The following is a 20,116-nucleotide window of genomic DNA, read 5'->3' on the forward strand; positions in this document are numbered from 1 at the left end:
TATCTTACTTTTTCTATCTTAATAGTCGCAGCGGATCAAATATCCGCTTCTGCTAACTTAAGATCTACGACCGATTTAAGTAGCTTAAATAGACGAATCGATGCGTCGATCTCTTCTTTACGGTTGGTCAAACTTTCGATATTCAAACCAACAGGAATGCCAAGCGGCATCACTGCTTCTAGAATCTGCTCTAAATTGTTACGGCAGATACGAATAGATTCCTGCAGTGGGCTATGGGCATCCATAATACGGAAGCGAGTAGCTTCTGGTACAGATATGCCTAACCATTCCATAAATTCAAGCGTCTTAGTGCTACCGCATGGTGTGAATGTCAGAATAACACGCTTTGGTTTAACACCATCTTCGCGGCATTTACGCGCATAACTGCTCAACATATCGATAGTTGCTTGGGCATCGTAAACGGCTTGCGAGATAAAGAATTCACAGCCTTGTTCTGTTTTGCTGACCAAGCGCTCATGTTCATTGCGTTTAGAAGCGTGACGCTCAGCAATAGTTACGCCGCCTAACTGAAATTCTGCTGGGTGTTCAGCAAGCGCAGCGTAAGCATCATTCAAGCTAAGTTGGATATCGCCATCAGAAGAAGGGCTGCCAACAAGCACCGTGTCACGAACACCGTATTCGTTCCATGCTTCATCTAGCCAAGCAATAAATGCTTCTTTATCACGCTGAGAAACACTCTTGTATGTGATAACCGGCTTATCTGCTTTTTCACGGATTAGCTTAGAGTATGCGCGTGGATCTAGGGTGCGCATAAATGGAAACGGACGAGGTTTGTCGATACGGCTGCTTTCATCCTGAATGTCATAAACAATCAGACCATCAAAATCGACATGCTGTAGACGCTCTAGCAGTTTATCCGCAATACCTTGAGCGGTCTCTTCTGCAGTACCATCTTTCGGAGGTGTAGTACCAAATAGATATACTCCGCGGCGGTCGTCAGCAAATTTTGTTCTTAAATCCTGTTTCATTGTAGTTTTTCAATTTCTTTCTAAGCTTTAATTGCTGGCTATTCTAACAATTAATATTATTCATGTGTTTAAGTTATAAGATGAAAGTTTTTTGGTTAGAGTTGAGCAAATTTAATAGGCTATAGAAAAACGGTGGGAGTAGTGAGTTGAGCCAACCAGGTTTTGATCTATCTGAAGCAAGTAAAGCGATTGAAAAATCAGGCGAGGGAATACCGCCATTAGATAAATGGAACCCAGATTTTTGCGGTGATATCGATATGCGTATCGCCCGTGACGGTAAATGGTTCTATCAAGGCACAATTATAAGTCGTCCCGCAATGGTTAAACTGTTCTCTAGAGTGCTTTGGTTAGAAGAGGGTAAGTATTTTTTAAAAACGCCGGTGGAGAAAGTCGGGATCGAAGTAGAGGATGCTCCCTTTCTGATGACCGAAGTCCAAGTGGAACAGGGCGAAAATGGACCTGAGTACCAATTTTTAAGTACTACTGGGGATAAAGTTGTTATCGGCAAAGAATGTTCGCTTTGGGTTGAAGAGTGTAGCGAGACCTCTGAACCGTCTCCTTACGTTGATGTTCGCTTTGGGATGAAAGGTCTACTTCACCGAAATGTTTTTTATGAGTTAGTTGAATTAGCGAAAGAACGAGAGATAGATAATAAACAGGTACTGGTTATCGAAAGTCAGGGTGTAACTTTCATATTAGGAGAAGTATCCTAAATTTAATTTAGGTAAAGTGAATTTAATCACGCCTGAGTATGAAGTTAAGTGGGGAAGTAATGGCGTCAGAGAATCGTTTTTCAATCTTACTGATAATTAAACAATCAGAAGAATTAGAGTCTCTTTGCAATATGGTGAAACGGCATTTTCCACGTTTCTATATTGCCCACAATGAAGAGGATGCTCTTTCCCTGATCGTAGAGCATAAGATAGATGTTCTATTGATGGGGTTACACACGATTCAGGAAAATGAAATTTGTTATCTCCATCTGATTAGCGCCAAGAAGAACATTGAGAAAATCCTTTTCAAGAAGATTGTCTTTTGTAGTCGTGAAGATCTCAAAGAAGCCTTTTCCATCTGCAATAAGGACGTGTTTGACGACTACTTTATTGTTCGTCCACTATACGACCCATATCATTTGCTACTTCGCTTACGCTTTATCCGTCGTGCCCTGCATGAGCAATCTAGTTCAGAGCATAATGATTTCTCAGTGGAAAGCTTATGTGACTATTTTGACCAGATCATCTCCTGCAATGAAGAGATCTCTGACCTCAATGCTGAAAGTTATGAAAAGCTAATGCATCTGGTTTCTTTCTCTATGGATAGGATGAAGGAGAAAGTAATCGAAGAGGGAGGATTGCATGAAGATCATCATGCCGATATGCGGAGTCTGTTTGATCAGCATAAAGAGCAGCATCTGCGTGAGGTAGAGTTGCAACAAACTTCTGTTAAGCAGAGCCTTCAAGCGAAGGTGGATCGTTCAACTAGTCTCACAAAACAGCAAAAAGAGACTCTGCAAACTAGCGATACCGTTGTGTTTGACGATAGTAATATCTTGTTGCTTGAGGACGAGAGTGAACAACGAGATCAGATTAAAGCAATACTAGATTCAGGTGGCTATAAGGCACAGGTTTCGGGATGTGCGACTCACTCACTCAAACTGCTTCAGAGTTGGAAGCCGGATATAGTTTTACTGGATTTAACACTTCCCGATATGAGTGCATTATTTGTGATCGATAAGATCAAAAATGATCCTGAAATGACACACACACGCATTATGGTTTTGGCCAAGCCGGGTGATACCCAAAATGCGCAAGAAGCAATGAAGCAGGGTGTGCATGAAGTGATTTTAAAACCGATCGACCGTGATATGCTGCTTTATAAGATGGGCCATAATCTGCAAGCTCTTAATGCCAAAGGTAAGTAATATTAAATATTGGGGAGGCTCTTGTTTTGTGAGATCCCCTTTGTTCTGAGAGTACAGTAACGATTCCATCTATTCGTTTTATCCTTCCAAAAGATTCCTTTGGGCTTTTAGCGCTTACCTTCCCACCTAATCTCAAATAATCATCTATATTTTATAAGTAACCTATTGAATGCATACAGGGTTGATATGCGAAAAGTTGTATCTTTGATTTTTTGGCTGTTGGTAACACTTGGGACAGCAGGGACGGCTGCGGCTGAAACCAAAATAATGCTGATCCACAGTTACCATCAAGAGATGAAGTGGGTAGAAGATCTAACAGCAGGAGTAAAACAGGAATTAGGTGATGAATATCAGCTACTCATTCATCACATGGATACCAAACGCTTACCCAAAGGGATGTTTAAATACAGTGCCGCGAGGGCCTTTAGTGAGTTTCAGGAACAGAAGCCCGATTTAGTCATTATCTGTGATGATAATGGCTTTAGTTTACTTGGTGAGCGGATAGCGAAAACCACACCTGTGGTTTTTTGCGGCATTAACTCGGATATTCGTCGTGATTATCCTTGGGTTCTGAATTCTCAGAACATTACCGGTGTCGTTGAGCGTCCAATGATAAAGCGCTCAATCGTTGAGTTTGCTCGTGCCACACGTCTCAAACTGCACCAGGTACTCATTTTATTGGGTGATAGCTTAACAGCTAATGCAATTTATCATTATGACTTAGGCGGTAAATCACATTTTAATATTGCTAAGAATATTCGTGCTGATGTTGTGAGGGTTTCCAATGCAGCTGAATGGAAAGAGCACATTAAACTGAGCAAGAAACAAGGATATGATCTTATTTTGATTGCGGGCTATGCGGCGATGCATGAAGAGAATGGAGAGTACGTTAGCTTTGATGATTTGAGCCGATGGGTTTCGGCAAACGCGCCTGTGATGACCATAACAGCTCATGAACAAGCGATAGGAAAAGGAAGGGTCATGGCCGGGATGGTGGTTAGTGGCATTTTAATGGGCCAAGATGCGGCAAATTTGGCTAAGCAATTACTGGTGTTACCTAAAGATAGCCATCAGATCCCAATTCATTTTCAGAGTCAGGGAAAGATGATTTTAAGTCGTCATGAGCTGAGAAACTGGGGCCTTAAGGTAGATAACATCACATCAAGATCGCTTATTCTTTTACCTTAACTGGAAACTAAAGGGATTTAGTTATTTTGAGAGCATTTTCTCACAAGCAATTGTTCATGTAATCTAACCGTAATTACTAAATTCCTGCTATCTTATAGTTACATGTCCACGACATACGTACTGCTGTATTGATATATTCTTTCTAGGTGGCTTGGTACAGGGAGTATCTGTTGAGAAAAACGATTGTACGTACCCTATATTTGATCGCCGGATTTATCTGTGTGCTTCTCGGTTTGATCGGGGTTATTTTACCTTTACTACCAACAACGCCATTCCTTTTAGTAGCGGCTTTTTGCTTTTCGCGAAGCTCCGAAAGGCTTCATCAGGCGCTGCTGCAAAACAAGCTATTCGGCAAAATAATCCAAGACTGGGAAACGGACGGAGTAATTCCGTTAAAGGCTAAATGGTTAGCAACAGTTATGATGCTTGCTATGGTTAGCTATCCGCTGATTTTTAAAACCTTTCACTACGGCTTAAAATTGATTGTTGTAGCCACAATTATCTTCGCTCTCTGTTATATCTGGACACGCCCATCTGAACCTTTATTCAAAGGCAATGAGGGATAATATGAGGGTAATCCAGTTCCTCCTTTTCTTCCTATTTAGCAGCCATCTTCTAGCCGTAGAGCAGCTATTATTTACCGACAAAGAGAGGGAATACCTCGCTTCTAAACAACAGATCACGATGTGTATTGATCCCGATTGGTTACCCTTTGAGGCTATAAACGCTCAAGGTAAACATGTGGGGTTGTCTGCTGATTTTATGGCAGAGTATTCGAAGATGATGGGGATTCCTATTCAGCTAGTACCGACTAAAAGCTGGAGTGAATCTTTGCACAAAGCTAAGGCTAGAGAGTGCGATATCTTATCGATGTTGAACGAAAGCCCAGAGCGTAGTGCTTATCTCAATTTTACTGCACCTTATGTGACGGCTGCTGTTGCGTTGGTAAGTCGCTCGGATGTGCTTTTTATCGATGGCTTGTCTGCGTTGCAAGGCAAAGTGCTGGCAATGCCAAAAAATTACATTTATGAAGAGCTTATCCGCCGAGATTATCCTCTGATTCAAGTGGTCTACACAAAAAACCAAAAAGAGGCGATTAAGCTCGTATCATCTGGAAAGGCTTATGCGTCCATCGGTACGCAAATTAGTATGTTGCGGGATATCCAAGAAGTTGCGACGACTAACGTAAAAGTGGCTGGCTTCACTGAATACAAAAGTGTTTTGAGGGTTGGGGTTAGAAAAGATGATGAGCTTTTACTCAGTATATTTTCTAAAGCGGTAGATAATTTACCTCCACAAAAGACCAATCAAATTTTACAGCGTTGGTATAGCGTGACGGTACAAAATAAAGTCGATCAAACTTTGTTGTGGCAACTGCTGGTGGTCTTTTTCCTAATATCCATGATCTTTGTTGTTCGATTTCGAAGTATCAGGCAATTTAACAAGATTCTTAAGGAGAAGAATAAACAGCTAGAGCGTATTAGTCAGACTGACCACTTAACTGGCTTATTTAATCGATTAAAGACCGATGCTGTGATCAAGGCTGAAGTCGCCCGAGCCGAGCGCTATGGTGGTAGTTTCTGCGTTATGCTGTTTGATATTGACCACTTTAAAGCAGTGAATGACAACTGTGGTCACCAGATAGGGGATAAAGTGCTTATAGAGATTAGTAACTTGGTGAGAACTAATATTCGAGAATCAGATATCCTTGGCCGCTGGGGTGGCGAAGAGTTTATGTTAGTGACACCTGAAATGGATATCAGCGGGGCCGAGAAGTTAGCTAATAAGCTTCGATTGTTAGTGCAGGATCATATATTCCCAAATCAGATTGATATTACGGTTAGCTTTGGTGTAGCAGAGTACAAGATGGGAGACAGCCCAGATGCGCTGTTAAACACCGCAGATAAAATGTTATATAAATCTAAAGAAGCTGGTCGAAACAGAGTCACGATTAGCTAGAAAGATCTTAAAAATCATCTCTCGTACGGGAGGTAATATCTCCCCTGATTCCCTCCTTATCATCAAAAAATCTATCTTTTTATTGTTTTTTAATGTGAAAGTTTCTCATTAAAAACTAGATAAAATTTTACTAAAAACACCTAAATACCCAGTAAACCAAGGATTTGCAGGGGTATAAGGTGTTTTTAAAACAATGTTCAAAAATTTATATACAAAATAGATAAAATTTTACTAAAAACGCGCTTTTAATAAGGTTAATTGGCACTAGGATTAAGGTATCTACAGTTACTGAGGCATATAGAGCGACAGTGATTGGTAACAGCAGTAATGATTAATCGAAAAATGTGCAGGTAAACGTTATGAGCACTATCAATAAAGGCTCTTCACAGAAATTTAAAATCGCGATGCTGGACGAACAGGGCAGCTTAGCGGGCTGGAGTCGTGAGATAGAGGGATCTGAATTTAATTGGGCGTTTATTCGTTTAGATTCTAAACAAAGCTTAATCGACCAATTAGAACAAAACACATTTGATGCGGTTATCCTGCCTTGCTCTATGCGTGCAGTAGTCGATATAGAATTGATGGCTAAGTTAGCTCGCATTCAGCCTCAGGCTGTTAGAGTGTTTCTAGGAGCTGAGTTTTGGAATGCAGGACATAAAGCAAAAGCTGCTGAAATTGCCCATCGAATTTACCCAAACAACGTTTCGATCAAACAGGTTGGAGAGGAGTTGGAATATCAGGTTAAGTTGGTGAAATTGCTTAATCGTTCCTCGTTGCAGGCGTATGTATCTACAGTGGGTTGTTTACCATCTCCACCCAGTATGTATCGCCAACTGACTGAAGCGGTTAACTCAGATGTTGCTGATCTAACTCAGATTAGTGAGATTATTGAGCAGGACCCATCGGTTGTTGCGCAGATCATGAAACAGGTTAATTCGGCTTTCTTTGGTTTCAATCGCCAAATTTCTGATCTTCGAGAGGCGATCTCTTTACTGGGGGTAAGAAACCTTAGAAGTATGGCTTTGAGTAGCCAGTTGAATAAGCAATTTAAGCCGGGAGATGATTGGAATCAGTTCTCCTTTGAGCAAATGGGCCAGCGTTCTTTATTGGTTGCACGTTTAGCACAAGCGTTATCTAGAAGAGCAGGCGCGAGCAAGGCAGTGCAGGACCAAGCATTCTTGGCCGGCTTGTTACACGATTTGGGTGTCATGATTATGGCTGCTCATGATCCGGCACAGTATAAAAAATTGATTAACTATGCCGTTAAAAAACAAAAGCCAATTTATTTAGTTGAAAAAGCGGCATTTGGATTCTTCCATGGTGAAGTGGCAGCAGCCTTATTGGCACTATGGAATCTACCACCGCAGGTTGTTGAGGCAGTCATGTTACACCATGTCCCTCATCTATCTTCGTCAACAGAATTTAGTCCGTTAACTGCAGTACATGTTGCGGATGCCATGCTTCCATCAGTTGATGTGGCAGGAGAATGTGATCTGGCGAGTAGCTTATCGCTACGGTACCTAGATCAAGTGGGTGTTATGGATGAGGTCCCACAATGGCGCATTGTCGCTAACGAATATCGTGTTCGCATGGTATCCAATTTATAGAGAGGATCTCTTTTCGCTGGAAAGATGCCAGTCCTTACCGGGAACATACGTCGGGGTCTGTGAAAGGTAAGGGTTGGCTTTCTTTTATTTTCGTTGTTTAACCAGTAACTCAATAATCTTGTTACAATCCTGCTTTTCACCTTCTACTGGCATCGTTGTGGCTAGAGCTAATAATTCGTCTTCTAAAACGCCTTCTCAAAAGAGCAATCGAAAATCGGGTCTGCATCCGCGCAATCCGCATGCTGCACCCTATGATATACCTCGCTTGGTTAAAGCATTTCCTGAGTTAGCTGAATACACCTATGAAACGCCACGAGGTGAAACCTCTATTCGCTTTGCTGAACCTAAAGCGGTAAAGCTGCTCAATCAGGCGTTATTAAGCACTGATTACAATATTCAGTTTTGGGATTTCCCTGAAGGTTATCTCTGTCCGCCGATACCAGGTCGCGCTGATTATCTTCACTATATTGCCGATCTTTTGGCGGAATCTAACGGCGGCAAAGTGCCGGTAGGTGCTCAAGTTCAGGGTTTAGATGTAGGTACGGGGGCTAACTGTATCTATCCTCTGATTGGCAGTCAGAGTTACGGTTGGAAGTTTGTCGGTAGTGATATTGATCCTGTATCTATTGCTTGCGCGGAACAGATCGTCAAAGCCAATTCGGTTTTGAAAGGGAAGCTTAAGTGTCGACTACAACCATCTTCTCAGCAGGTCTTTCAGCAGATCATTAAACCGTCTGATCGCTTTGCCTTTACTATGTGCAATCCGCCGTTCCATGCATCGCTTCAAGAGGCGACAGCAGGGACTAAACGGAAGATTAGAAATTTAAATCGTGGTAAGCAGATATCTTCCGGTAATGACCAAGTACTAAACTTTGCCGGTCAAGGCGCAGAACTTTGGTGCAAAGGCGGAGAGATCGCTTTTGTTAAACAGATGATCAAGGAGAGTGCTGAGTTTGCTGAGCAGTCACTTTGGTTTACCTGCTTGATATCCAAAAAAGATAACCTGCCCATGGTTTACCAAGCTTTAAAAAATGTAAAAGCTAAAAAAGTAATCACTATAGAGATGTATCAAGGGCAAAAACTTACTCGTTTTGTGGCTTGGAGTTACCACTCAAACCAAGTACGAAGCGGTTGGTTTAGTCGGGACTAGATCAATAATAGATCAATATTTTGATCTATTATTGAGTATCGTTATCATTAATGAGCTATAGTTAGTTTCCAGTACGGAATCCAAATTGGATCGTAATGTTACATAAGGAAAGGCTAATGTCGGTTAAGTGTCTTGTTACAGCTTTTGCGCTTACTATGAGCATTGCGATGCCTGTTAGTGCTGAAAATCACCACCAACAATCTCCTAAGTATAAAGTGCAGACATTGACCGATAACATTTCGATGTTGAAGGGGAAGGGCGGCAATATTGGATTATTAACGGGTGATCAAGGCTTGTTGATGATCGATGATGATTACCGTTCGATGTCACCAGCGTTACAGAAGATCCTGCAAAAGTTTGGTGGCGAAGATAAGCTGACTTACATTATCAATACCCATTGGCACGGCGATCACACAGAGGGTAATCATCACTTTGGTCATCACGCGACGATCGTCGCGCATGATAATGTTCGTGAGCGGTTGCTTACCTCTCAAGAGGTTAAGCTCTTCAATATGAAAACGGAGCCTTATCCCGAACATGCGCTGCCATCCATCACCTATCAACAAGCACTGACGCTCTACATTAATGATGAAGAGGTCGAGTTACTTCATCTAGCTGGTGGCCATACCGATGGCGATTCTGTCGTATTCTTCAAAAAGGCCAATGCCGTCCATATGGGTGATCTTTATTTCAATGGCTTTTTCCCGTTCGTAGATATCCAGAATGGCGGTAATGTTGCCCGCATGGCTGAGAATGTTGGTCAAGTAATCAAACTTATTGATGACAAAACCATTGTTATCCCAGGTCACGGCCCTGTATCAAATAAAGCTGAATTGCAGACTTTTAAATTGATGCTGGAAGGCACGTTGGCCGAAGTTCAAGCGATGCAAGATAAAGGGATGAACTTGGGCCAGATGCAGTTAAAGGGTCTATCCCCTAAATGGCAAAGCTGGACTACCGGTTTTCTTTCAACAAGTGTTTGGATCGGCATTCTTCATAGCAGTCTAGAGAAATAGCCGTTAAGCCAAAAAGCCGTTTAAGTAACAAAAGTGATTAGGCACAAGAGTGCTTATGCCTAATCAATACCTGATCAAAGTGAAAGTTAGCCTGTGAAATGCTGCTTATGAAAGCGCAGATGCTCCTCAATAAAACTGGCGATAAAGTAATAGCTATGGTCGTAGCCATCGTGTAAACGCAACTCCACAGGATTATCCCCAGCTGCAGCTAAAAGCGCTTCAGGTTTTAACTGCTCATCCAAAAATTGATCCTTCTTACCCTGATCAATCAGTGTCGGCATAAAGTTATTAGCGTGCTTAAACAGCTCACAGCTATCGTATTCTTTACAAACTTCTGCATCATCACCAAGATAAGCACTAAACGCCTTCTGCCCCCAAGGGCAGTTGATTGGATTAGTAATCGGGCTAAATGCACTGACAGATGAGAAACGCTGTGGATTGCGCAGAGCGATCATCAACGCGCCGTGTCCACCCATGGAGTGGCCGGAAATCGCCCGTTGCTCAGTAACAGGGAAGTTCGCTTCAATCAGGGCCGGTAGCTCAGTCACAATGTAATCGTACATCTGATAGTGCTGCTGCCATGGCGCTTGAGTGGCGTTGACATAAAAGCCTGCGCCCATGCCTAGGTCATATCCGGGATCGTCCGCAACACCTTCGCCGCGAGGGCTAGTATCGGGTGTAACAATGGCGATACCTAACTCCGCAGCAATACGCTGAGCACCGGCTTTCTGAATAAAGTTCTCATCGGTACAGGTAAGGCCAGATAGCCAATACAGTACTGGTACTTTCTCTCCTGCTAGTGTTTGTGGCGGAAGAAAAATAGAGAAGCGCATACTGCAGTTTAAGCTGGTGGAGTCATGCTGATACTGCTTCTGCCAACCACCAAAGCTTTTAAATTGAGCTAAATTTTCAATCTGCATTGAATTTACTCACATCCACCCTGAATAGATTCAGGGCGGATTTCGGTTAGGGTTACTTAAGACAATTACTTATCGAAGTGAATAACGCTGCGAATACTTTCACCTTCGTGCATCAAGTCGAACGCTTTGTTAATGTCCTCTAGCCCCATCGTGTGGGTGATAAAGTCAGACAGCTTAAACTCACCTTGTAAGTAGCGTTCCACATAATCAGGCAGCTCAGAGCGGCCTTTAACGCCACCAAAGGCAGTACCGCGCCATACGCGTCCAGTTACCAACTGGAATGGACGGGTAGAGATCTCCTGACCTGCACCGGCAACACCGATAATCACCGACTCGCCCCAGCCTTTGTGGCAGCACTCAAGGGCAGAGCGCATCACATCGACATTACCAATACACTCGAACGAGTAATCCACACCGCCATCGGTTAATTCAATGATGACATCCTGAATCGGTTTGTCGTAGTTTTTAGGGTTAATGCATTCGGTAGCGCCTAGCTGTTTAGCCAGATCAAACTTACTTTCGTTAATATCAATGGCTATGATGCGGCTCGCTTTCGCCATCGTTGCGCCAATCACCGCGGATAAGCCGATGCCGCCCAAACCAAAGATGGCAACGGTTGCGCCTTCCTCTACCTTAGCGGTATTCATTACCGCGCCCATACCGGTCGTCACGCCACAGCCTAATAGGCAAACCTCTTCAAGCGGCGCGTCTTTATTTACTTTAGCCAGTGAGATCTCAGGTAACACCGTGTATTCAGAGAAGGTAGAGCAACCCATATAGTGATAGATCGGCTGACCATCTTTATAAAAACGGGTGGTGCCATCTGGCATTAAGCCTTTGCCCTGCGTTTCTCTAATTTTCTGACAAAGGTTAGTTTTGCCAGATTTGCAAAACTTACACTCGCCGCACTCTGGTGTGTACAGAGGGATCACATGATCACCCACTTCGACACTGGTAACGCCTTCGCCTACGGCTTCAACAATCCCGCCGCCTTCGTGACCTAAAATGGCAGGGAAGATGCCTTCTGGGTCTTCACCAGAAAGGGTGAAGGCATCGGTATGGCAAACACCTGTCGCCACAATCTTGATAAGCACTTCACCTTTTTGTGGTGGCATTACGTCGACTTCTTCAATGGATAGTGGCTGATTAGGCCCCCAAGCGATAGCTGCTTTTGATTTAATCATGGCTCTACTCTTTATTTAGGACAGCGTTTTTAATCAATAAGGATCAATGTGCTAAACATTATAGTTTTTTCATAAAACGCTATAATCTAGCTAAATATGAAAATACTTTTACGAGGTTGTAATAATGTTTGGCTGGGAGGGAGTAACAGAATTTGTCGCTGTAGCAGAAACAGAAAGCTTCACCGCAGCTTCGCAGCGCTTAGGTATCTCTACTGCACAAGTGAGTAGGCAGATCAGCGCCTTAGAAAAACGCCTCGCGACAAAACTGTTCTATCGCACAACCCGCAGGGTATCGGTTACGGAAGAGGGCAAGATCTACTATCAACACTGCCGCCAACTACTCGATGGTTTAGATGAAGCAGAAAGAGCGCTTAGCCAGCTACAAAGTCGCCCACAGGGCAAACTAAAACTCACAGCCCCAACCACCTTTGGTGAAACCAAAATCATCCCACTGCTAAACGACTTTATGTTGCAGTACCTAGAGCTCGAAGTGGAATGTCACTTAACCAACCAAAAAGTAGCGCTGGTGGAAGAGGGTTATGACCTCGCCATTCGCTTAGGCAAATTGGCAGACTCCAGCATGATCGCCAAAAGGCTAGGTGCCAGACAACAGTTTATCTGCGCTTCAAAGGACTATCTCAACGCCCATGGCCGACCCGATTCTATCTCGGAGTTAGAACAACATAACTGCCTACAAGGCACTTTGGATTACTGGCGCTTATTGGATGCAGGCCAAGAGAGGGAAGTACGGATAAAAGGCAGCTTCCGCTGCAATAGCGGCTTAGCGCTATTAGATGCCGCAATAAAAGGGCTAGGAATCGTACAACTGCCAGATTACTACGTGAAAGAACATATTGAGCAAGGAAGGTTAGTGCCTCTGCTTGAGACCTACCAACCTGAGCCTGAAGGTATCTGGGCTTTGTATCCTCATAACCGCCATCTTTCCCCTAAGGTACGGATGCTGGTGGAGTATTTATCAAATCAGCTTTAGATATATCCATGTTTGTTATGCGGGTAAATGTAAGATTCGCTTGCATAAATCATTACCAAATACTGAGGGGGTAATAGATCTAAACTTAAACTTTTCCTACAGGGTCAGAATTTAGTTTTAGTACCAGTTCCGTTTGACGATGGGTATCTGTTTTCTCAAATATCGATTTTAAATACCACCGTGCAGTTTCATATGAGACTCCTATGATTCTTGCTGCATTTTTTAGTTCGGTTCCTTCTGCTAACTGTTGAGCGAGTCTGGCTTCACTATTAGTAAGGGAATATGAAGAGGTAAGGTGAGTTAATTTAATTGGAGTTGGTGCTGTACTGTTCTTGATGATCACAATTGCTGCTGCATCATTAAATAGAGGAAGTTCTTGTATTGGTAGAGGGAGAAGGTTAATAAAAAAATTATTTGCATCAGTTAATTTTAAATTAACAGGTAATTCTTTATTACTAACTCTAAGTAATTGAATTTGTTCTAATGATTTACAAAGCTTGTCTCGATCTTCTGCTAGTTTGGCAGTTATTCGGCCATTATGGATAAATAAACTTTTGCACCGATCAAAACTATCTCTAGCGGTTTCATTCATCTCAATTAAGTCTCCCTGTTTCGAGATGATCGCAACACCAAGCCCTATGTTTTTTATCAGTAAGTTACTACAACTAGACTTATATTCGAGCTTTTGAAACATAGAAGACATTTCTAATGCACGGCATATATGACGGCTTAGGGTCTTCTGTAACAGTATTTCTTGATCGCTATATTTGCCCTGTTCGAAGGATCGCATCTGGGTAAAGCAAACCAGATTGTTTTTTTCTGCTATCAATACTCCGCCTGAAGTGTGATCAAAGTTTTGCGGTTTCATCCATTCGTTGTAGAAGGCGGTATTGTGATAGTAGTCGCTATCCTGATTCAACTGATTGAATAGCTGTTCAGAAAAAAAATGTCCAGGTAGAAGGTCTTCAAGTTCAGCAAAGGTTGGGTTTAAGAGAGCATAGTCTTTGTTATAACTTGAAAGTGCTTCCTCGCTCACACCTAAAAATGGTATCTGGGTGGACATTAGGGCGTTGTTGTTACTCACAAATATTCCGGTGGCATTAGAGTTAAAGTACTTATTAAGCAGAAGCAGGGTTTCTTCCCAAGATTCGGGATCAATTGCTGATTGGTAGATGGACTCTATGAGTTCATTAAATTTGAGGTAGTCCATTACAAAGTTCCTTTGTTCCTACCTTTTCTATTGAGTGTTTATTCATTATTTCAATGAAACTATAGACACTATCTGGTTTCTTAGACGTTTTACGTTTTTGCTATTTAGCTGAAAAAAAACTGCTTAAAACACTTGTTTTAATATTCCACTCAATTGGGGGGAGGCTTTTTTCGAATTCCTATCCAATAATTCACTTCACAGTAGCTATAGGAATAGCTTTGGAAAGAAGGGCTTAGAGTTTTTATCTTTATTTAAGTGATTGCTTTTAAGACTTGCTTTCCCTATGAGGTTTTCAGGGAATGAGTGAATGTTAAGTTAGGTGAGGACATTGTTATTTAAACATGAAAAGTTTATTACGTTTTTCGTTTGAATATTAAAAAAAATAATATAACTGTTTTGATAGTAAATATTTATTTTTAAAAACAATTAGTTATATGTGGTTTTGTTAAGTCTACATTTTTTTGTATTCAACTAGAGTGTAGCATCAATTAAATCAGTATATGCTAATTTGCGATTTGGCTTGAGGCCGAGCCTAGGACATGGATGTGCAGTAGAAGTTCCCTTGGATTTAATACATCCATCCTAAAGATCTGGTTACCCCAGTGCCTCATTAATGACCTAAATATGGATAAAAATTGGGAGTTAATGATGAGTGATCAAGTACTAACAGGGACTGATGATTCAGACCTAATCGAAGGCACAACTTCGGATGATAAGATAAATGGCGGCGATGAAGGCGATGTTCTTCTTGCTGGCGATGGGGACGATAAAGTTAATGCTGGTGATGGCGATGACCTCATAGAAGGTGGTGCTGGCGACGACTATATCAATGGTGGTGATGGTTTTGACATCGCTTACTACGATGGTGAAGTTCAGGTTTACGTTAATGACGATGGCGTATTAGAACTATCCGACGGCAAAGGTAATACCATTATTCTTGATGCCGGAGATGATGGCACTGATATTCTGCGAAATATCGAAGCGATTCAGTTCACTAACTACACCTTCTATCTAGATGGCCGCAACAATGCGGTTCTTGCCGTAGATGATGCAGCTTCTACTGATGAAGATACATCGCTATTAAATATTGATGTTCTGTCAAACGACCTAGATCTAGATGGCGATACTCTTTCTGTAACCGGTTTAGATACTTCCGGCTCTTCGGGGCTGTTTACCCTGAATCTTGATGGTTCTATTAACTACGATCCTAATGGTGGATTCGAATATCTGGCTATAGGTGAAAGTGCTACGGATTCCGTTATTTATACCGTAACTGATGGCAACGGCAGTGTTGTGACAGGTACGTTAACCTTAACGGTTGATGGCGTAAATGATGCGCCTGTGGCTGCAGATGATGCTGCAACAACTGATGAGGATACATCTGTTTTTGGCAATGTTTTAACCAATGATTCAGATGTAGATGCGTCAGACACCCTGACAGTTACTCCACAAACAGATGTGGCGGGTGATAACGGTGGTACTTTTACACTGTTGGCTGATGGTTCTTTTACTTTTGATCCTAGTTCTGATTTTCAGACATTGGCTTTAGGTGAAAGCCTGACAAGTAGCATATCGTATGATATCTCCGATGGTAATGGGGGAACATCTACGGCAATTTTGAGTGTGTTGGTTAACGGTGTGAATGACATGCCTGTAGCGATGGATGATTTAGCCACTACCGACGAGGACACAGTTGTATCTGGAAATGTTCTAATCAACGATTCAGATGTAGATGCATCTGACATTCTGACAGTTACGCCTCAAACTGATGTAGCGGGTGATAATGGCGGTACTTTTACATTGTTGGCTGATGGTTCTTTTACCTTTGACCCGAGTGAGGATTTTCAGGCTCTAAATGATGGAGAAAGCTTCACTACAAGTGTTGTTTATGAAGTCGTAGATGGGAATGGTGGGGCAGCTACAGCAACTTTAAGCATTGAAGTTTTAGGTGTAACTGATACGGCCCCAAGTGATGCAACTATAACATTCGATTCTTTAATAGGTTTTGAAGATTATAACAATGGTGTTCCATTTAGTTATGACGAAGCTGGGTTTAGCTTTACCGCCACAGGAAATCATGTAGATGGTACTGGAGTCTTGTCTTGGCACGATGGTGGATATAATGCTGGAGACAACGACATTACGATGACTGCTGGAGGTGAGACATTTGATCTGTTGTCTCTAGATATCATTTATAACAGTGGTTTTTCAATTGTCACAGATAATGGAAGTTGGAGTTCAGGTGGTTTAACAGGAACCGATGTAGAAGTGAATCTGACAGGTATTACTTGGGCTACTTTTGAAACATCTTCAACATCAAGTATTGATAATATCGATGTGAGTTTCGGCCTGCCTGATCATTATGAAGGATCATTGAATGCGGGTGAATCAGGGAGTGGTTTTGTATCAAGTAGTGGTTATTGGTATGACCCAAGTCCAACAACAAGCGATTATTGGCAGGTCAGTGGGGATGCTGGTGACACAATAACGATCACTGTTGAACGTACTGAACTGAATTATGATCCAGCGTTTTGGATTGTAGAGGGAACAATTGAGGACCCATCTACATATTTCTCTGGTGGCTCTAACGCAGGTATTGACTATTCTGATCCAGGCGTTGTGAATTTCTCTGATGATGAAATCTATAGCCCCGGTCCATATGGTGATCCACATGAAACCTTTACTCTAGCTGCTGATGGTGAATATACGGTAATTGTTACTAACTATGCTAGTGGCAGTGACGGAGGTGATGGGCTGTTCTCTTATGATATTTTTGTTGCTTGATTAAAGTAATTTAGGGCCGCTTGAGATATCAGCGGCTCTAGTTACTTAAAAAATAGCAAACCATCTAGTTGGTAATAATGAGTGTGTTTAGGATGAACCATCCAGTGTTAAAAATAATTTTATCAGTACGAAAGGCAATTATTTTCTCTTTGGTTCTGAGTTTTTTTATCAATTTGCTTTTATTGGCATCCCCCCTTTACATGCTTCAGGTATACGATCGCGTTTTGAGTAGTCGTAGTCTGGATACGCTTTTTTTCCTTACAATCATTGTTATCTCAGCAATTTTGTGTCTCTGCCTGCTTGAGGCAATTCGTTCTGCTATAGCAGTTAAAACAGGCCTTTGGATGGATAAAAAAGTTTCAAGCTTGTTATTACCTTCAGTAGTAAAAATAAGTTTACAAACTAAATCTGAATTATCAGGTCAGGGATTGAGAGATATGGGAACAGTGAGGAGTTTCATTACTGGAAACTCGATGTTCTCGTTAATGGATGTTCCTTGGATGCCTTTGTATCTATTAGTGCTCTATTTGTTACATCCCATTTTGGGACTCCTTGCTCTAGGAGGGGCGCTATTTATTTTTATGATTGCCGTAGTTAATGAGTTACTGACCCGAAAATATCAGCAGAACTCGAATGCTTTAGTCGCACGAGCGTATGGTTTTTCAGATTCAGTATCAAGAAATGCAGACGTTGTTGAAGCGATGGGAATGGTCCCTCAAATAGTCTCTTCATGGCAAAAAATGAATGATGAATCTTCTAATAGTCAGCAGCGCGCTCTGGGGTTTACCGGTTGGTTAGGAGCTGTAAGTCGTTTTATTCGTTTGGGGCTGCAAGTCGCGATTCTGGGTATGGGAGCGTTACTTGCTATAAATGGTGAAATTTCTGCTGGGGCTATTATTGCTGCGTCTATTCTTGTGGGCCGAGCATTACAGCCTGTTGAACAATCTATTAATTCATGGCGTTCTGCTACTTCAGCTTGGGACGCCTACATTCGGGTAAAACAACAACTTCTAGCTACCCCTGCTTATGACGATCAAATGGAATTGCCTAACCCTGAAGGCAAACTATCTATTGAGGGACTAAGTTACGCATTTCCAGGTTCTCAACAGGCATATTTGAAAGGAATTAGCTTCAGGGTTGGCCCCGGACAGCTATTGGCAATCATGGGGCCTTCTGGCTCAGGCAAAACAACACTTGTACGACTTTTATTAGGCAATCTGAAACCCAATTCTGGCTTTGCTCGTTTAGATGGTATGGATATGTCCATGTGGCACTCTGATGATAGAGGCAAACATATAGGGTACCTACCTCAGGACGTTGAGCTGTTTGCAGGTACAGTGAAAGAAAATATTGCCAGAATGGCCAATGGCGTTACTGATCAGATAATAAATGCCTCCAAAATGGCAGGGGTGCATGAAATGATCATGCGCCTTCCGCAAGGATATGATACCCAGATCGGCAGTCATGGTATGTCATTGTCTGGCGGGCAGAGACAGCGTATAGGTTTAGCCAGAGCTTTATATGGGGAGCCTAAGTTACTTGTACTGGACGAACCCAATTCCAGCTTGGATCAGCAGGGTGAAGGCGCGCTAATGAATGCTCTGAAAGCCGTTAAAGAGAAGAATATTACCACTGTAGTGATTTCTCACAGGCCTTCCGTATTGGAACATGCTGATCTTGTATTGCTTATGCAAGAGGGAATGGTTGCCAATTTTGGCCCACGAGATGAAGTATTGAAAGTGCAACCGGCTAGTGTAAGTACACCAAGAAATAATGCTGTTCCTATCGGTAAGTCTGCAAAAACTGCTATTTCATACACGATTAAAAAGTAGGGAGACGGTGATGGATAAAGAGCTTTCTTCATTAATATCGAAATATACAGTGGCAGGTTTTTGCGTTGTTGTTACCTTTTTCGGTTTGTTTTTAGGTTGGTCAATACTTTCTCCATTAGACAGTGCAGCTATTGCAACAGGTGAGGTGGGATCAGAGGGCAAACAAAAAATAGTGCAGCACCTAGAAGGGGGAATTGTAAAAAAGATCTTAGTTAAAGATGGAGATCAGGTTAGAACGGGACAGATACTGGTGAGCCTTGATGATACGCAAGCACAAGCAAGTTTGTCTTTGATTGAGGATAGGTATTGGTCATCTATAGCCTTACAGTCAAGGCTGGTAGCTGAAAGAGATGATTTATCAGAAGTTAAGTATCCAGAAAGCCTGATTAACTCTGGCAACAAAAATATTAAGGCAATCCTTACGGCGCAAACCAATATATTCTCCTCGCGCAGAGCATCACTGGAACAGAAAAAAGGGATTCTTGCGCAACGCATTGCTCAATCTAAGGAAGAGATTAAGGGACTCAAAAACGCTGTTCACTCTCAATATGAGCAACTCTTGTTGGCAAAGGAGGAAATCGATGCTTATGACTATCTAGAGCAAAAAGGGATGTCTATGGGCAAGTCGCGTTTGTTGGCTATAAAAAAGGATGCCGCCAGAGTTAGAGGAGAGCGAAGTAAAAACTTAGCTGCAATCGTTCGCACGGAAAAAGGAATCGGTGAAACTGAGCTAAGAATTAGTACCTTAAATGCAGAACACCTAAATGAAGTGGTTGAGCAGCTTCGAACTGTACAAACAGAGTTATTTGATTTGGAAGATAAGCTTCGTGCTGCAAAGGATGTTTTAGACAGAACCAAGATTAGAGCTCCTATAGCAGGAACCATTGTTGGTTTACAGATTCATACCGAAACAGGCGTGGTTGCTCCAGGGGCTGAAGTGTTAGGTATTGTACCTTCCGGCGAACAATTGGTTGTAGACGCGCGAATTAATCCGAAGGATATCGATGTTGTTCGCCCCGGATTACCTGCACACGTTAGGTTTACCGCTTTTAATAGCAGAAATCATCAGCCAGCACAGGCTAAGGTTATAAAAGTGTCTGCTGATAGATTTACAGATGATCGTACAGGTGAGGCGTTCTACAAAGCGACTGTTATTGTTGATGATGTAAATGAGGCTCTCAATGGGAAATCCTTATATCCAGGGATGCAGGCAGAGGTGATGATCTTGATTGAGTCTCGCACGCCAATGGATTATTTACTTGAGCCGTTTACGCAAAGCTTAAATAGAGCTTTTAGAGAGACGTAATTGTTGTAATTAATTCGATATTCAGTGCATCGAGCTGATCCATTATGTCTATGCACTGA

At 42.2% G+C, this 20,116-nt stretch carries 16 protein-coding genes; 12 read left to right on the forward strand and 4 right to left on the reverse strand.

What is annotated here, in order from left to right; all coding sequences use genetic code 11:
• Positions 1-35: 35 nt before the first annotated feature.
• On the reverse strand, positions 36-989 hold the full coding sequence (locus ACMXYU_RS05175) for a methylenetetrahydrofolate reductase (protein WP_415900510.1): 954 nt from the start codon (positions 987-989) through the stop codon (positions 36-38).
• 146 nt (positions 990-1,135) lie between these two features.
• Here ACMXYU_RS05175 and ACMXYU_RS05180 point away from each other — a divergent pair, with 146 nt between their 5' ends.
• From ACMXYU_RS05180 to ACMXYU_RS05215, 8 genes are all read left to right on the forward strand, one after another.
• Complete coding sequence (locus tag ACMXYU_RS05180; protein WP_415900511.1) at positions 1,136-1,702, forward strand: DUF1285 domain-containing protein; 567 nt, start codon at positions 1,136-1,138, stop codon at positions 1,700-1,702.
• Positions 1,703-1,761: 59 nt separating this feature from the next.
• On the forward strand, positions 1,762-2,910 hold the full coding sequence (locus tag ACMXYU_RS05185; protein WP_415900512.1) for a response regulator: 1,149 nt from the start codon (positions 1,762-1,764) through the stop codon (positions 2,908-2,910).
• A 186-nt stretch (positions 2,911-3,096) separates the two neighbouring features.
• Positions 3,097-4,098: an ABC transporter substrate-binding protein gene (locus ACMXYU_RS05190; protein WP_415900513.1), complete on the forward strand. Its 1,002-nt coding sequence runs from the start codon at positions 3,097-3,099 to the stop codon at positions 4,096-4,098.
• Positions 4,099-4,319: 221 nt separating this feature from the next.
• Complete coding sequence (locus ACMXYU_RS05195; protein WP_415900514.1) at positions 4,320-4,664, forward strand: YbaN family protein; 345 nt, start codon at positions 4,320-4,322, stop codon at positions 4,662-4,664.
• A 1-nt stretch (position 4,665) separates the two neighbouring features.
• Positions 4,666-6,057 carry a diguanylate cyclase gene (locus ACMXYU_RS05200; protein ID WP_415900515.1) on the forward strand — a complete coding sequence of 464 codons (1,392 nt, stop codon included), beginning with the start codon at positions 4,666-4,668 and terminating at the stop codon, positions 6,055-6,057.
• Between the two features lie 359 nt (positions 6,058-6,416).
• Complete coding sequence (locus ACMXYU_RS05205) at positions 6,417-7,664, forward strand: HDOD domain-containing protein (RefSeq protein ID WP_415900516.1); 1,248 nt, start codon at positions 6,417-6,419, stop codon at positions 7,662-7,664.
• 157 nt (positions 7,665-7,821) lie between these two features.
• Positions 7,822-8,814 (forward strand): 23S rRNA (adenine(1618)-N(6))-methyltransferase RlmF, encoded by a 993-nt coding sequence (rlmF, locus tag ACMXYU_RS05210; protein ID WP_415900517.1) that lies wholly within the window; start codon positions 7,822-7,824, stop codon positions 8,812-8,814.
• A gap of 116 nt (positions 8,815-8,930) precedes the next feature.
• The gene (locus ACMXYU_RS05215) at positions 8,931-9,830 is read left to right on the forward strand and encodes an MBL fold metallo-hydrolase (RefSeq protein WP_415900518.1); all 900 of its coding nucleotides are present in this window, start codon (positions 8,931-8,933) and stop codon (positions 9,828-9,830) included.
• A gap of 86 nt (positions 9,831-9,916) precedes the next feature.
• Here the strand turns inward: ACMXYU_RS05215 and fghA are convergent, their stop codons facing one another.
• Positions 9,917-10,750 (reverse strand): S-formylglutathione hydrolase, encoded by an 834-nt coding sequence (gene fghA / locus ACMXYU_RS05220; protein ID WP_415900520.1) that lies wholly within the window; start codon positions 10,748-10,750, stop codon positions 9,917-9,919.
• A gap of 65 nt (positions 10,751-10,815) precedes the next feature.
• Complete coding sequence (locus tag ACMXYU_RS05225; RefSeq protein WP_415900521.1) at positions 10,816-11,934, reverse strand: S-(hydroxymethyl)glutathione dehydrogenase/class III alcohol dehydrogenase; 1,119 nt, start codon at positions 11,932-11,934, stop codon at positions 10,816-10,818.
• A 124-nt stretch (positions 11,935-12,058) separates the two neighbouring features.
• Between ACMXYU_RS05225 and ACMXYU_RS05230 the strand changes: the two genes are divergently transcribed.
• Positions 12,059-12,925, forward strand: coding sequence for a LysR family transcriptional regulator (locus ACMXYU_RS05230; protein WP_415900522.1), 867 nt, complete (start codon positions 12,059-12,061; stop codon positions 12,923-12,925).
• An 85-nt stretch (positions 12,926-13,010) separates the two neighbouring features.
• On the opposite strand, the gene ACMXYU_RS05235 is transcribed toward ACMXYU_RS05230, so the two are convergent.
• Complete coding sequence (locus ACMXYU_RS05235; RefSeq protein ID WP_415900523.1) at positions 13,011-14,135, reverse strand: helix-turn-helix transcriptional regulator; 1,125 nt, start codon at positions 14,133-14,135, stop codon at positions 13,011-13,013.
• A 648-nt stretch (positions 14,136-14,783) separates the two neighbouring features.
• Between ACMXYU_RS05235 and ACMXYU_RS05240 the strand changes: the two genes are divergently transcribed.
• From ACMXYU_RS05240 to ACMXYU_RS05250, 3 genes are all read left to right on the forward strand, one after another.
• The gene (locus ACMXYU_RS05240; RefSeq protein WP_415900524.1) at positions 14,784-16,919 is read left to right on the forward strand and encodes an Ig-like domain-containing protein; all 2,136 of its coding nucleotides are present in this window, start codon (positions 14,784-14,786) and stop codon (positions 16,917-16,919) included.
• A gap of 92 nt (positions 16,920-17,011) precedes the next feature.
• Complete coding sequence (locus ACMXYU_RS05245; protein ID WP_415901099.1) at positions 17,012-18,751, forward strand: type I secretion system permease/ATPase; 1,740 nt, start codon at positions 17,012-17,014, stop codon at positions 18,749-18,751.
• Between the two features lie 10 nt (positions 18,752-18,761).
• Entirely contained in the window at positions 18,762-20,057 is a 1,296-nt protein-coding gene (locus tag ACMXYU_RS05250) for an HlyD family type I secretion periplasmic adaptor subunit (protein ID WP_415900525.1), read from the forward strand.
• Positions 20,058-20,116: the final 59 nt, after the last annotated feature.

This window comes from Neptuniibacter sp. QD48_11 (genome assembly GCF_047778095.1).
In the GTDB taxonomy this organism is placed as follows: Bacteria; Pseudomonadota; Gammaproteobacteria; order Pseudomonadales; family Balneatricaceae; genus Neptuniibacter.